Annotated in this window: 8 protein-coding genes; 4 read left to right on the top strand and 4 right to left on the bottom strand. The window is 45.8% G+C overall.

The genetic code is table 11. The annotated features are described in order from the left end of the window. Positions 1 to 620: 620 nt before the first annotated feature. Complete coding sequence (gene patX / locus QUA00_RS29180; RefSeq protein WP_333306336.1) at positions 621 to 833, top strand: heterocyst-inhibiting protein PatX; 213 nt, start codon at positions 621 to 623, stop codon at positions 831 to 833. Positions 834 to 921: 88 nt separating this feature from the next. After that, positions 922 to 1,074, top strand: a complete 153-nt coding sequence (locus tag QUA00_RS29185) for a hypothetical protein (RefSeq protein WP_333412026.1) — start codon at positions 922 to 924, stop codon at positions 1,072 to 1,074. Between the two features lie 60 nt (positions 1,075 to 1,134). Here QUA00_RS29185 and QUA00_RS29190 read toward each other — a convergent pair whose 3' ends face one another. Then, on the bottom strand, positions 1,135 to 2,541 hold the full coding sequence (locus QUA00_RS29190) for a TldD/PmbA family protein (protein WP_333143414.1): 1,407 nt from the start codon (positions 2,539 to 2,541) through the stop codon (positions 1,135 to 1,137). Between the two features lie 402 nt (positions 2,542 to 2,943). On the opposite strand from QUA00_RS29190, the gene QUA00_RS29195 reads away from it, so the two are divergent. Further along, the gene (locus QUA00_RS29195) at positions 2,944 to 4,560 is read left to right on the top strand and encodes a HAMP domain-containing sensor histidine kinase (protein ID WP_333412027.1); all 1,617 of its coding nucleotides are present in this window, start codon (positions 2,944 to 2,946) and stop codon (positions 4,558 to 4,560) included. A 231-nt stretch (positions 4,561 to 4,791) separates the two neighbouring features. Here QUA00_RS29195 and QUA00_RS29200 read toward each other — a convergent pair whose 3' ends face one another. From QUA00_RS29200 to QUA00_RS29210, 3 genes are all read right to left on the bottom strand, one after another. Continuing rightward, positions 4,792 to 10,356, bottom strand: coding sequence for an AAA family ATPase (locus tag QUA00_RS29200; RefSeq protein WP_333412028.1), 5,565 nt, complete (start codon positions 10,354 to 10,356; stop codon positions 4,792 to 4,794). 167 nt (positions 10,357 to 10,523) lie between these two features. Further along, a complete protein-coding gene (locus QUA00_RS29205) occupies positions 10,524 to 12,050 on the bottom strand; it encodes a UDP-N-acetylmuramoyl-L-alanyl-D-glutamate--2,6-diaminopimelate ligase (RefSeq protein ID WP_333412029.1) in 1,527 nt (508 codons plus the stop codon). A 198-nt stretch (positions 12,051 to 12,248) separates the two neighbouring features. Continuing rightward, complete coding sequence (locus QUA00_RS29210) at positions 12,249 to 12,554, bottom strand: glutaredoxin family protein (RefSeq protein WP_333289376.1); 306 nt, start codon at positions 12,552 to 12,554, stop codon at positions 12,249 to 12,251. A 351-nt stretch (positions 12,555 to 12,905) separates the two neighbouring features. Here QUA00_RS29210 and QUA00_RS29215 point away from each other — a divergent pair, with 351 nt between their 5' ends. Next, positions 12,906 to 14,183, top strand: a complete 1,278-nt coding sequence (locus QUA00_RS29215) for an ATP-dependent DNA ligase (protein ID WP_333412030.1) — start codon at positions 12,906 to 12,908, stop codon at positions 14,181 to 14,183. Positions 14,184 to 14,187: the final 4 nt, after the last annotated feature.

The raw sequence follows: 14,187 nt of genomic DNA on the forward strand, positions 1-14,187 counted from the left end.
ATTCAAGGCGACTGAAGTCGCAGCCGCTTTCCTCCCCATGTCTAAAGCCAGGGGCTTCTCGCTCGTTTTCTGGTGAAAAATTAGGCATTGCCCCCTTTAAGGAATCTCATTCACCAAGATATTTATATGTAACGTGCTGATGGCGCGCCTGGGTACTCTCCTGTTGTGTCTTTAATCCCCGGGTTGCCGCTTCACCTCAATAAATTATCGAGTTAATCATAAAAGTAGTAAAACTTTACAATTGGCGGTTTTTGTTTCTTTCTTGGAAGACTGTTTCAAAAGGATTCCAGGGGCGATACCATTTTAGATTTTAGATTTTAGATTTTAGATTTGGGAATGATTTATAACTACCAGGGTTGGGAATACGGGCATAGAAGAGTAGCATTATTTTTTTGAACATGGTCTTGAGTTCTGCTGGTGGCCCGCCAGTAGCAGATAACTAGAAATTACCAGCGAACAAGCGAGCTAGATGATGGATTTCACCCGCTTTTAACCAAAAATCAAAAAAATTGCAGGTGCAGTCACTTACTAATTGATGACTTCGCCACAATTATTTTTTTATCCTGATAGCAGAGTACAGACTGCGTATCAAGAAGGGGAAAATACAAACACCAAAATTTATGATGCGCGTTTACTCTTCCATCCTGATGTCAAGCCTGTTACTGAGTGCTGGCGCAGTTAATGCTCAAAGCTTAGAAACTCGATCGACCTTTTTTGCTCAAGACAACTCTGCTCCAGAAATTTTAACCACTCGAGCTGAGACTCAAAGCTTGTACGATAACGGCCAAGATACGCCGCCACAACCAGGGGATGGGAGGAAAGATAAAGCCTAAAAAGCGATAATTGCGGGGAATTAGAGGGAGAATGGGAGAATATAAAATTGGGATAAGAAGAGAAAAATTGAATATTTCGAGCCATTAATTGCGGACTTACGTACTGCGTAGCAAAAAACCGATTTTTCAGCGGTATTTGACGAGTCAAGGCATAATTGTTCGCTATTCCGGTTTTTTGGCCAAGCGTCCTCAAGATATCAGACAACACCAACGGGCGGGAAATGTTGCACTCAAAAAATAAAGAAAGGTAAAGCGCGAGTAGGAATCTTACGCTTTACCTTTTTTTTCAACTTTTGCAGCCTTAATCTTCTTCTGCAGCTTCGCCACCAACAACGACATCGCGAATCCGCAAACTCGGGCCGCCACAGCCGACGGGCAAACCGCTTTGCCCTGCCTTGCCGCAGCCGCCGGATTCATCCCAGTAGAAATCGTCGCCGATCGCCTCAATATCAGCTAAAGTGCTGAAAACATTACCCGAAAGAGTAACATCCCGCACCGGATTGTCCAATTTTCCGTCGCGGATCATCCAAGCTTCGCCGGCACTGAAAGTAAACATTTCGCAGTTAGTCGTGCCGCCTTGCCAATTGCGCGCATAAACCCCTTCTTTGATTCCAGAAAATAAGTCTGCAACTGGCGTGTCACCTCGTTCGATCCAAGTATTCGTCATGCGGACGATCGGCGGATAATGATAATTCAAACAGCGAGCATTACCAGTAGGCGTTTCTCCCAATTTACCCGCCGTTTCCCGCGAGTGCAGTCGCCCGACTAAAGCGCCGTCTTTAATTAACTGAGTAGTAGTCGCCGGAGTGCCTTCGTCGTCGTAGAAATAGCTGCCCCGGTGTCCCTCTGGCGCTGCACCGTCGAAAATTTGCAAGTTTTTGGGGCCGAACTGGCGACCGAGGGTCATAATTTCCAAAATGTCGGGATTTTCGTAGGCCATGTCGGCTTCGGAAAGGTGTCCGAAGGCTTCGTGGACGAATAATCCGGTCAAAATCGGGTCGATGACTACGGTGTAGGTGTTGCCTTGGACGGGGGGTAAGGCTAGGGAATCTACGGCTCTCTGGGCGGCGCTGCGAACTTGCACATCGAGATCGGTTAAATCTTCGTAAGCTTTGCGGGAACCAGTAGTTTCGCGGCCGGTTTGTACGGTTTCCCCGCTGCGGGCTGTGGCGGCAAAGCGCATTTCCATGTCTGCCCAACCTTGTTCTAGCATGGTGCCTTCGGAGGTGGCGAGGATGATGCGCTGGGTGCTGTCGCCGTAGCGCACGGAGATTGTGGCGATGCGGGGGTCAATGCTGCGGAGAATGGCCGCGTAACGATCGCACAATTGCTTTTTGTCAATTAGGGGAACCAGACGGGGGTCTGTTCCTGTCAGCGGCAGCAAGCAAATGTCTTGTACTGGCGTAACTGGCGCCAGGATCGTTTCTTCTTCGCCGATCAGTTTTGCCGCGGCGATGGCTTCTTCGATTCTTTCGGCGAGGGTGGAAAGTCGGTTAAAACTGGCAAAGCCCCAGCCGCCTTTGTGACAAGCCCTGACTTGGCCGCCAATTGAGACTCCTTCGCTGAGGGTTTCAATTTTTTCGCCCCGCAGCAGGATGTCGGTGCCTTCGGCTTCTTCCAGTCGAATTGCCAGATAATCGACTTGGTGGCGGTAGCGTGCCATTAAGTCTGACAGCAGATTTTTCGAGTCGGCGATCGAGGTGGGCATAAGGAAAGCACGGTGTTTAACTTACTTCATTTTGCACTTTTGTCAGGGCGATCGTCCAAAATATCGCCCCAAGCGCGGAGATTGCGACTTATTGGTACGGTTCTGCCAATATCGTTAGTTGACAAATGTGGATATCCTGTGAGTTAGGAGGAAGGTGCAAGAAATTATGCGGGATTTTTCGATCGTGCTGGTGCTTGACCCAGCCCAAAAACGGATACCGTGCCACGTACTTAAGTCGTGGAAAGATAAAAATTTTAGACCAAAGTTCAATCTCCCAGATTTATCTGTGGGGTAAATCTAAAATCTAAAATCTAAAATCTAAAATCGACTGACTCCTAACTCCTGAACTTTCCTATACATAAATACTTCACCCTTCATGCCTCCGAAGGTGGGTTTATAACTGTGAATACTTACTTTTTACCGACAATAAGCGAAATTTTAGCCTCCGAAGGCCAAGAAAATGACCTCCGTCTCTTTGATGCTAAGTTGGCGGGAGAAAACAACCGCCATCGGTGTCCTGTAAGCCGTGGGGCTTCTCGGCTGAAAGCTGAACAGGAATGGTATGGGGCGATCGCAGCTTTGAATCAAATGCTCGATCGGCAAAAAGCAGGACAAAAAACAGATGCCGATCGAGCAAATGGTCGATCGACAATCCCCAATTCCTGTCAGGGATTGGTGTTGTCGGGCCCGTCTTCGGTTTTGACTCACCCCGCTTTGGCCAACGGCTTTGCCAATTGGATTTTTACCAGTATTCCCGACAACGATGCAGCTTTGTGGTCTTTTCGGGCTAGACAAACTTTAGCTTTAATGCCGGCGGCTGATGTGCAAATATCAGTGCCTGCGGCGGCCCCGGCTTTGGCTTTGGCAAGTGGCGATCCCTTAGCCAACGAGCAGTTTTGTTTGGTTTTAACTGCTCGTTTTAGCCTGGTGATGGTTTTGGGTGAAAATTCTGCGGGAATTCCGGCTTTTCTATTTTCTTTCGATCCGCAAGTAGTCGCCAAAGCTTGGGAGGTTTTGCGGCGCAGGGTGACTGAAAGCGAATGTTTGCTTGCTAATTCTGACGGTAGCTTCAATTTACCGGTTAGCAAATTAACTAATAATTCTACTAAATTAGACGGGCTGTTCCAGCAGTTTTTGCCTGTGGAACCCCATTATCAAACAGTGATGCAGTTCAGCCGCTTGCTGTTACATAATTTGCCGATTGGGAAAGATGAAGCAGGCAGGATAAAAGATGAAAGAAGTGATGATGGTTTGAACCATAGACATCACAAGTTATCGGCTACAGATATCAACTGCAAATCTCCAATGCCTCTGGCTACTAAAGAGGTGGAATTGCTACAGGCGATCGCCCACGAAGTCCGCACTCCTTTGGCTACCATTCGCACGCTGACTCGGCTGCTGCTGAAGCGCCCCAAACTCGATCCAGTGGTGGTAAAGCGTTTGGAAATGATTGATGCTGAGTGTACTGCTCAGATCGATCGCTTCGGTTTAATTTTCCGCGCCGTGGAATTGGAAATGTCGCAAGCTAAAAATTCTGGCGTGCAGCTAACAGCAATGTCCCTCGGTGAAGTGCTACAAAATAGCATTCCCCGCTGGCAAAAACAGGCGGCTGTGCGAAACCACACTTTGGAAGTTATTGTGCCGAAAAAGTTGCCAGCGGTAGTCAGCGATCCGACGATGCTGGATCAGGTTTTAACTAATTTGATTGAGAATTTTACTCGAACTTTGCCTTCGGGGAGTCGCATTCAGGTGGAGGTGACATTGGCGGGCGATCAGTTAAAGTTGCAGTTGGAATCGGAACACTTACCTGAAGGTAATGTCGCATCGACTTTTGCAGAAGCGGCGAATGCTCCTTTGCGATCGATCGGGCCTTTGTTGATGGTGCAGCCGGAGACGGGAAGTTTGAGTTTAAATTTGAGCGTGACTAAGAATTTATTTCGGGCTGCTGGCGGGAAGTTGGTAATTCGCCAGCGGCCCCAAAAGGGCGAGGTGATGACGGTATTTTTGCCGTTGCAATAGTGATTAATTATTGGCCAAATCTGTAGGGGCGGGTTTTACCAACCATCTCTGTCAGAAATGAACAATATAATAAACCCGCCCCAGCCCAACGACAAATCCGAATTAATATTTTTTGAAGGGGATCGAACATCAGGTTAATCAGGGTTATTGGTTGGGTGGGGGCGGGTTTTTATAGATTGTTTGTGAGCCTCAAATATTGTTGGTAAAACCCGCCCCTACAGCCGGATCGCATTAATCAATTAAAATCTCAATGACAAACTCGGTTCCTTCTCCCGGTGTAGAAAAACAACTCAGTTTGCCGCCGTGTTTTTCTTCTACAATTTGACGCGCGATCGCCAGTCCTAACCCAGTTCCTTTGCCCACGTCTTTAGTGGTAAATAGATGGTCGAAGATATGATTTTTCACCTCTTCTGACATTCCTTTTCCGTTATCGGCGATGGAAATTTTTACCTTTTCACTTTCTACTTTTGTCTGAATAGTGATGTGATTGGGATGGGCTTGAATTTCGGCAAAAGTCCGTCCTTGATTCGATTCTTCTAAGGCATCGATCGCATTTGCTAACAAATTCATAAATACCTGGTTTAATTGTCCCAAATAACATTTTACTTTGGGAATATTGCCGTACTCTTTAATGATTTCAATTTCTGGATGCTTGTCGTTCGCTTTCAGGCGATGGCGTAAAATCATCAAAGTGCTGTTGAGGCCTTCGTGGATATTGGCCTCAACTTTATGGGCCGTATCGGCGCGAGAGAAAGTGCGGAGGGAGGTGCTGATGTTTTTGATGCGCTCGCATCCTATTTTCATTGAACTCAACATCTTGGGTAAATCTTCTACTAGATAATCTAAATCTATTTCCTCTGCTTTCTCAATCAATTCTGCTTCGGATGGAGGAAACTTTTCTTGATACAGGCGCAAATAATCAATTAAGTCTTGAACTCCAGCATGAGCTTCATTAATGTTCCCGGCAATAAAACCAACGGGGTTGTTGATTTCATGGGCAACCCCTGCCACTAGATTACCTAATGCTGACATCTTTTCACTTTGGATCATGTGCATCTGAGCTTGCTGAAGTTCATTCAAAGTCTGCTGCACTTGGTGATAGAGGCGGGCATTCTCCAGAGCGATCGCCGCTTGACTAGAGAGAAAATTCAGCACTAGGAGGCGATCGCGACTAAACACCCCACTGGTTATCCGATTTTCTAGATACAAAATGCCGACCAAGTTCCCCTGATTTAGAATTGGCAAACCCAGCAAACTCTCTGGTTGGTGGTGCTCTAAATAATCGTCAATCACAGGCAGATCAGTTTTGAGGTGATCGATGGCAACTGCTGCTAGGGTGTTTTTGACATACTGGATTAATTTAACGGGAACGGTGGGATTGTTCTCTAGGGGTTCCCTTTGCAGGCTAATGTTTTCCCAGGTAGCTATCGCCCGCACTTGCCATTGTTGATCTTGGCACAGCATCAGTACACAGCGATCGGCTCCAGAGTTTTGTAGCATGGTTTGGGTCACAATTTGCAGTAACTCATCCAGGTCGATCGTGCTGGAAATCATTTGGGAGATTTGCAGCAGAGTCGAAAAATCTAGAGCCTGGTTAATGGAGGTGCTTGAGGTAGTGTGATGGGTGATCGAAGGAATTGAGTAGGTGGGATTGGTGAGGGTGGATAGGGTTTCTAAAATAGTGAAGGGTTGGACGCACTGTTGTAAGATGGGACGCAGCAGATCGGGATAACGTTTTTCTAGGTCATCGGTTTTGGCTTTTGCTCCCCAGCGAGCGTAACAATAGTAGGCTTCCTGCATATAGCCTGCGGCAACTTTTTCTTTGCCCCAATTGAGGTATAATTTAGCTGCGAGTTCGTTTGCTAAGGCTTCTTCGTTGAGGAATTCGTTTTCTTTAGCGAGTTGAATGGCGCGATCGTACAACTCAGCAGCCGGCCATTTTTCTTCAGCAACACGAGCCATCTCCGCCTCTAAAAGCAGAAATTTGGACAGACAGTTTTCAGGACAGTTGTGTGCCCAAATTTGAAGTTGTTGCCGATTATTCTGAACAACTTCTTGATAATCTTTGGGTAGTTTTTCCGGTGCTTCCCCATAAAGTTGCAATACAGTCAAAGACTGATAAAAACAATGCACAACACGTTGAAATTGTCCATATAGTGCATTAGAAAAGTCGGCCGCCGCTACTAACATTTCATAAGCTTTAGCATACTCACCATAGGTAAAAAACAAAAAGGCTTTAGCGAAATAGTAAGTGCTACTGCCATAGCCATAGCCAATTTCATTGAATGTTGCTAGCGCCGACTCTTCATCAAATGTTTCAGAGCTAAGGCTATACTTTCCTATCGTTAGCCCTTGCAAGTTCTCTAGGAGCTTGCACTGAAGAATTAGGGCAAATGCTGTCGTAATCTCAGTCCGTTCCGCAAAGCTGATGTATTTTTCATGTCGAGCCAGCAAACTGTGAATATCGCTGGAGACGATCGCCTGCTGCCAGAAACTGAACAGAGCACTGTGATGACACCAAGAAAAATCCCCTACCTCCATTGCCCCCTGATAAGCAGCTTGTTGCAGAACAAGATTGGAACTGACGTGCTTGCGCCAATGGTTGATAAAGTTGCCGAAGGACATATAAATTTTGCCATTCAGGGTGGTGTTATTAAATTTTTCATTCACCTTCAACCCTAAAAGTCCAAACTCATAGCCCAATTCATAGTCTTGAAAGCGTTGGCAGAGAATTGTGCCATACCAAACATAAACAAAACCCGCCACATTTGTATTCCCGTATTGCAAACAGAGATTGGTCATGTGTAAAACAACCAACACTAACAACTCCTGATTAGTTAGGTAAGTGGGCGGTACCATGTTCATTAGCAGTTTGATCTGCATCTGGCGTTCTTCATCGACAATGAGTGGTGCGTCGATTAGTCCTGCAACTTGGCGCTGATTTAAGGTTTTTTTTACTTCCAGAGCCATCTCTTCTAACTCTGCTTCGTTTGGCATAATCGCCAGTTCTAAGCCTAACAGTGTCAGCCCTTCAATTCCTACCTGAATCGCCTTTTGATACAGGGCATTATTTTGATAATGAGTTAGCTGAATCGCAATAATTTTGGCTCGCTCAAGACTTGAGTTGGCATAACTAAATGCGATTTCTATCAAATTTTCAGCTTCCTCAAAATGACCTGCTAAAAATTCAGCCTCAAGGCTTTCTAAATACATCGTAAATGTTAATTTATAAGCAAATTCCCATTTATTAGCGGGTAGAAAACTTAAACCGAAAGCGAGATATTTAGTCGCCGATTCATAAGCAGTTGAGAGTTTAGCTCTCTGCCCTGCAAAGAGGCTAATCTTAGCAAGCTTTGTTCGTTCTTCTTGCTGCGTTATTAGCTCCGAGCCAATGATAAAATGATTAATAATATCGAAGACCTCTTCTCCTCTTTCAACCTCGGAGAAATTCGGAAGAAGTAACTGTCCAATTTTGAGATGGGTTGCTTGCTTTTGGTGAGCGGGAATTAATGAATAAGCAGCTTGCTGAACCCGATCGTGGAGAAATTTGTAGTGAGGTAATTGAGCGGCGGTATTTGGCACGTTGGGGGTGCTTTTCCCCTCTTCTTTCCCTATATAAAACTTGTAAATTTCACTGGTTGGTAAGATGAATCCTTCTTGCAAGGATTTCCATAAATCGGCAGCAGTTTCTTCCGGTGACTTCTCGCTGACTACCGCCAATGTATTCAAATCAAACTGCGCTCCAATGCACGCAGCCAACTTCAGCACATCCTGAGTTTTTGGCGGCAATTTCTGCAATTGCACCGCCATAAACTCCACTACATCATCGGTGATAGTTAGGGCTTTGACTTTGGCGATATCGCACTGCCACCCCCCTGTTACCCCCCTGTGTCCTCCCCTGATAACGGGGGATGTTACTCCCCTCTCTCCCCCCTCCGTAAGGGGGCATGAAAGGGGGGTGGGATCAAACGCAATCAGCCCATCTTCCTGTAGCGCCCTGAGAAATTGCGTGGCAAAAAATGGATTGCCTTTGGTTTTTTGATAAACTAACTCGGTTAATGGCTCAGCAAGAGGGATCTCGCACGAGAGCGTATCTGCTATCAAATCGTTAATATCGACTTGACTCAGAGGTTCCAAGGTAATAGTATTTACCGTTACTTGGGATTTTTCCATCTCTGCTACTGCCAACATAAATGGATGAGCCGGAGATACTTCGTTATCTCGATATGCCCCAATTACCAGCAAATTCTGACTATCTTTTTCACTCATCAACACTTGCAAAAGCTTCAGGGATGCTGAATCTGACCATTGCAAATCATCCAAAAAAATCACTAAGGGATGTTCTTTTGTAGCAAAAACCGAGATAAATTTTTGAAATAGTAAATTAAAACGATTTTCGGCGGCACTTCCCGAAAGTTCCGAGACAGGCTGTTGTTTGCCAATAATTCGTTCCAATTCAGGAATTACTTCTACAATAACTTGACCGTTTTCGCCCAGAGCCTTGATAATTTTCCTTTGCCATCGTTCTAGCTGAGCGTCGCTTTCTGAGAGTAATTGATCCATTAAATCTCGGAAGGCTTGCACAAAAGCACTAAAGGGAATGTTGCGTTGAAATTGGTCGTATTTGCCTTTGATAAAATAACCGCGTTGCCGAACTATGGGTTTGTGAATTTCATTGACTACAGCGGTTTTCCCAATGCCGGAAAATCCGGCAACTAGCATCATTTCGCTGCGGGATAAGTTCGAGTCCGCCCAGCCGCCCTTAGTAAGGCGTGAGTCTTCTTTTCCCTGGTTTCTCTCGTTCCCAGGCTCTTGGGGGGAACGAGATTTAGAGGGGTTTGCTACTCGAGCGAATGCTGCTAATAATGCAGCGACTTCGGTTGCTCTGCCGTAGAGTTTTTCGGGTATGATAAAGCGATCGCAAAAATCTCGTCGCCCAATGGCAAAACTCTCAATTTTACCTGTATCATTGAGTTGTTGCAAACAATTTTTTAAATCTGCTTTCAGCCCTAATGCACTCTGATAGCGACATTCGGCATTCTTGGCAATCAATTTGCTGACAATTTCCGAGAGGACAATGGGTATTTCGGGATTAATTTCACGTACAGATGGTGGGTGCTGGGCAATATGACAGTGGATCAATTCCATCGGATCGCTGGATTGAAATGGCAATTTTCCTGTCAGCAATTCGTAAAAAGTTATACCTAATGAATAAAAATCTGTGCGGTAGTCAAGGCCGCGATTCATTCTTCCTGTTTGTTCGGGAGATAAGTAGCTGAGTGTTCCTTCGATCACGTTGGGACTCATCAGCATTTGAGTTTCTCGCGGCAGCAAAGATGCAATACTAAAGTCAATGAGTTTGACTTGTTGAGTCTCAGGATTTATTAAAATGTTGGCTGGTTTAATGTCTTTGTGAATGATGCGGTGGCGGTAAAGTATATCTAATGTATTGCTTAGATCGATCGCAATTTGGAAAAAATCCACCAGAGATTGCACGGCTTTTCCTTTCCCCGTCCATTCCTTCAGAGAAATTCCCCCGAAGTCTTCCACAATCAGCGCATAGCCGTTCCGGTAGGGTTCCAAGCTGTAGGTTTGGATGATTCCGGGCAAATTTAGGTTTTTGGCGATCGTGTATTGATTGCGAAAATGCAAGAGTTCGCTGAAGCTGGGATACTCGTTTCGCAAGACTTTGATGGCTACAGGTTTTTGGTCCGAGAGGCGAATTCCGCGATAAACTAGGGTGCGAGTGCCTGAATAAATTCGAGCGAGAATTTGATAGCCAGTTAATTCTATCATAGCAATAATTATTTTTTAGATAAATATTTGATTTACTCTTACAATCTAGTGCAAATCAGATTCTTCCTTGGTATTAATACTTAAAAATATAACAAATTTCGCAGCGCGCGAACAGCTAACCGTTAACGGTTAACCGGATTCGGTTAACCGTTAACAGTTAACCGAAGTCAGTTAACCGAATTCATTCTGGCTTTCAAGGCATCTCGCGCTTGTTCTCGATCGTCAAAATGGACTTTTTCTGTACCCAAAATTTGATAATCTTCGTGTCCCTTTCCTGCAATCAGCACGCCATCTCCGGGTTTAGCGTCCATAATAGCAGTGCGAATTGCAGCGGCGCGATCGCACAAAACCATCGGCTTTACGGCGGCGGGAATTCCTGCTAAAACATCCTCCAAAATGCGATCGGGATTTTCAGTGCGCGGATTGTCGGAAGTAACAACCGCTAAATCGGCTAATTCTGCAACGATTTTACCCATGATCGGCCGCTTAGTGCGATCGCGATCGCCACCGCAGCCAAACACGCAAATCATCTGACCCGGAATAAACGGCCGCGACGCCTTCAACAAGTTCTCCAAACTGTCTGGAGTGTGCGCGTAATCCACAATAACGCTAATATCTTGGTTAGGACTAATTTGCACTCGTTCCATCCGTCCCGGAACTCCCGAAAATTGAGATAATTTCTCCACAATTGCGGACAAATCTAAACCCAATTCTAAAACAGCACCAACAGCAGCCAACATATTTGATAAATTGAACTGACCGACTAAAGGCAAAACAAAAGCCGTTTCGCCCTTGGGAGTGTGCAGCATTCCCTTAACTCCATTTGGCTGATACTCCAAATCAAAAGCATACAAATCGGCCGTTTTCAGAACAGTGCTATAACTCCAAACTCGGTCGGACTTTAAACTTTCAACTATCCGCTGCCCGTAGGGGTCGTCAATATTAATTACAGCGCGATTTTTGAGGTAATCAGAACCAAATAAAAGCGACTTAGCCTCAAAATAATCTTCCATATCGCGGTGATAATCGAGATGGTCTTGAGTCAAATTTGTAAAGACAGCCACTTCAAAATTACACCCTAAAACTCGCTGCTGCGCTAAAGCGTGGGAACTGACTTCCATCACGCCGTGTTTGCATCCGGCTGCTACAGCTTCTGCTAATTGCTTTTGCAGGTCAACTGCAAAAGGTGTGGTGTAAAGTGCAGTTTTTTGGAAGCCCGGCCAGCGAGTATAAAGCGTACCGAAAATCGCCGTCGGCAACTGCATTTGATTGAGCAGAAATTCGATTAAATGAGTTGTGGTAGTTTTGCCGTTAGTCCCGGTAACGCCGACAAGTTTTAATTTGCTAGCTGGATTGCCGTAAAAAGCAGTTGCTATTTGACCGCAAACTTGAGCCATATCCGCTGCTGCGATGACGCAGGGAACCTCTTCTAGCCCCCCCTTAGCAAGGGGGGGTTGGGGGGGTGTCTTCTCGGCTGCTTGGGTGGAAATTATGGCGGCAAGTGCACCAGATTCGATCGCACTTTGCCAAAAATCTCCCCCATCAACCCGAGTTCCCGGCATTCCCAAAAACAAATCGCCCGCCTGACAAGCGTGGGAATTAGTGGATAAACCCTTGACTTCGGCATCGAGGGCGGGATGTTTGGCGTCAAAGGAAATGCTGGGAACTGCTGCTAATAATTCTCTCAATTTCATCTGAAAAACTCCTCGCTTGAATGTCTTGAATATGACTGGCGGAACCGATTTTTGAGCCACTCTCTACAGGTTTTTGCTGTGGGCGGTGCAAAGCCTAATTTTTTTTGGTGCGCGATGTAAAATCTATCTGCCTAGAGTAAGCTGCACACCGAGTACCCCGATGTCAGGATTAAAACCTGAGTTTTTGGGTAAATCATATTATTGTGACGGATCGATTTGCAAATATTTCTGTAACATTTGCTCCAATTGGGCGACACTACAGCGGGGAGAAGGGCGGGGTAACAGTTCTTCAGGGGAGAATGCAGCCTCGCCAGCAGAATTTGTTGGCTGCGGCTGCACTTTAAACAAAACAGGAACTTCGTACTGATAAGCTTGAAACCAGTCATCGCGTTCGGTAATATCTCGGACTTCGAGTTGAAACTTCAGGCTTTCAATCTGTTCGAGTTTTTCTTGCAACCCTTCGCACAAGTGGCATCCGGGTTTGCTGTACAAAATCAATCGCATCATAACAGTAAGATTAAACTCGATCTTAAATTATCAAACCTGCGATCGGCAGTTGGCGAACTCAACGCGAGTAAGACGCAACTCAGGGCTTTATTGGTAGCAATGCGCGATCGAAGTTATCTTAGCATTGGCGGCGAACAGATTACCGCGTTTGACAATCAAAACACTACAACCCCATCCCTCTCTTTCTTCTCTTCCTCTGTGCCCTCTGCGCCTCTGCGGTTAAAAAATAAATCTAGTTCACAAATGAAAGAGTTAAATTTATTCACACCACCTAATTGTCAAATTATACTTGACTAATAAATCAATCTTTAGTATAGTATATCAATAGCCCTACATAAAGGAGGCAGTATGGACTGCACCGAATACGCAGAAGCCAAGCGAAAAGCAGCTAAAAAAATTAGCGCCGACATTCGAGAACGCTGGAACAATCGCATCGTCACGCGAGGATTGCACTTGATGGGAGAAGCGGGGGCCGTGCAGTATTTGGCTGATTACGGGCGCGGCATCGGTACGGCAAAAGTTATTGGTTTTGCACTCTGCGCCGAGTCGGAAGGATACCCGGAAATGGCGATCGGCTTTTGGAAAAGAGCGTTTGAATTGGAAACCGGAGAAAAGCCGATCGCCCTGAATCCTCCAAACAAATCTAGCACCAATCTTGATCCTGCTGCCAAATCAGCTACCGCTGCCAACATAGAGACTGTTAATAACCCCGTAGTTCCCGAATTGCCGCCGCATTTGCAGCCGGGAAGAATTGTCACGATGCAGCCGGTGGACGCGCCGAGTGAACGTTCTTATTACATCGAAAATCCCGATTATTGGGGACAGCCAAAACGCGATGGCAATCGAGTCGTTGTCATTGCGACGCCAGATAAAGTATACTACCAATCGCGATCGACTAACCTCCGGCAACAAGCATCGATTGAGATCGATCGCACATTAATCGACACAGCCGCTAAAATTGGCACCTTTGTTTTAGACGGCGAACTGTATTACAAAAGCTGTACGGGCAGCGAACACCGCACCGGCGCGCAAGCTGCTACAGTTAATATTGAAAGCGGTTTTCCGACTACTCAGCCCAACGCAATTTATGCCATTTTTAAAAGTTTGTTTTTCAAAGGCAATGATTTAACTTCCGTTGCCGAATCCGAACGAATTGCAGCGGGAGTTGAAGTTGGCAAAATGCTGGCAAATTTCTCCCCAGCCTTTGAAGTTGTACCGACATTTCGCACCACCGCCGAAAAACTCGTCCTGGCCAATCAGCAGGAATCTGAAAACAGAGAAGGCGAAGTTTGGGTGTTGCACAACTGTCACTATGTCGGCGGAAAAGATGTGAAAAAATATCCGATGGTGAGAACTAAATACTGTCAAGAACACGATTTGTTTATTGTGGGTTTGACGGCGACAAAAGTAGCGGGGAGGCCGTTTAGCGCCGTCAAAGTAGCGCAAGAAATTGATGGCAAATTAGTGCCAGTAGGAACAGTGGGAACCGGGTTTAGCGGGGAGGAAATGCAGGAAATTGCCCGACTCTACGAGGCTAACCCCAAAAATGTCAAAATTAAAGTGCGATCGCAGGGTTTGACGGAAAGTGGCAAATTATGGCACGCACGATTTCTGGAGTTTTGTTAAATTT

It is taken from the genome of Microcoleus sp. T2B6, from assembly GCF_036700475.1.
GTDB lineage: Bacteria > Cyanobacteriota > Cyanobacteriia > Cyanobacteriales > Microcoleaceae > Microcoleus.

Bases quoted from the DNA above. Each gene is read 5' to 3' on its own strand.
- patX (WP_333306336.1), top strand. From the start codon at position 621: ATGATGCGCGTTTACTCTTCCATCCTGATGTCAAGCCTGTTACTGAGT.
- QUA00_RS29190 (WP_333143414.1), bottom strand. From the start codon at position 2,541: ATGCCCACCTCGATCGCCGACTCGAAAAATCTGCTGTCAGACTTAATG.
- QUA00_RS29200 (WP_333412028.1), bottom strand. From the start codon at position 10,356: ATGATAGAATTAACTGGCTATCAAATTCTCGCTCGAATTTATTCAGGC.
- QUA00_RS29205 (WP_333412029.1), bottom strand. From the start codon at position 12,050: ATGAAATTGAGAGAATTATTAGCAGCAGTTCCCAGCATTTCCTTTGAC.
- QUA00_RS29210 (WP_333289376.1), bottom strand. From the start codon at position 12,554: ATGCGATTGATTTTGTACAGCAAACCCGGATGCCACTTGTGCGAAGGG.
- QUA00_RS29215 (WP_333412030.1), top strand. From the start codon at position 12,906: ATGGACTGCACCGAATACGCAGAAGCCAAGCGAAAAGCAGCTAAAAAA.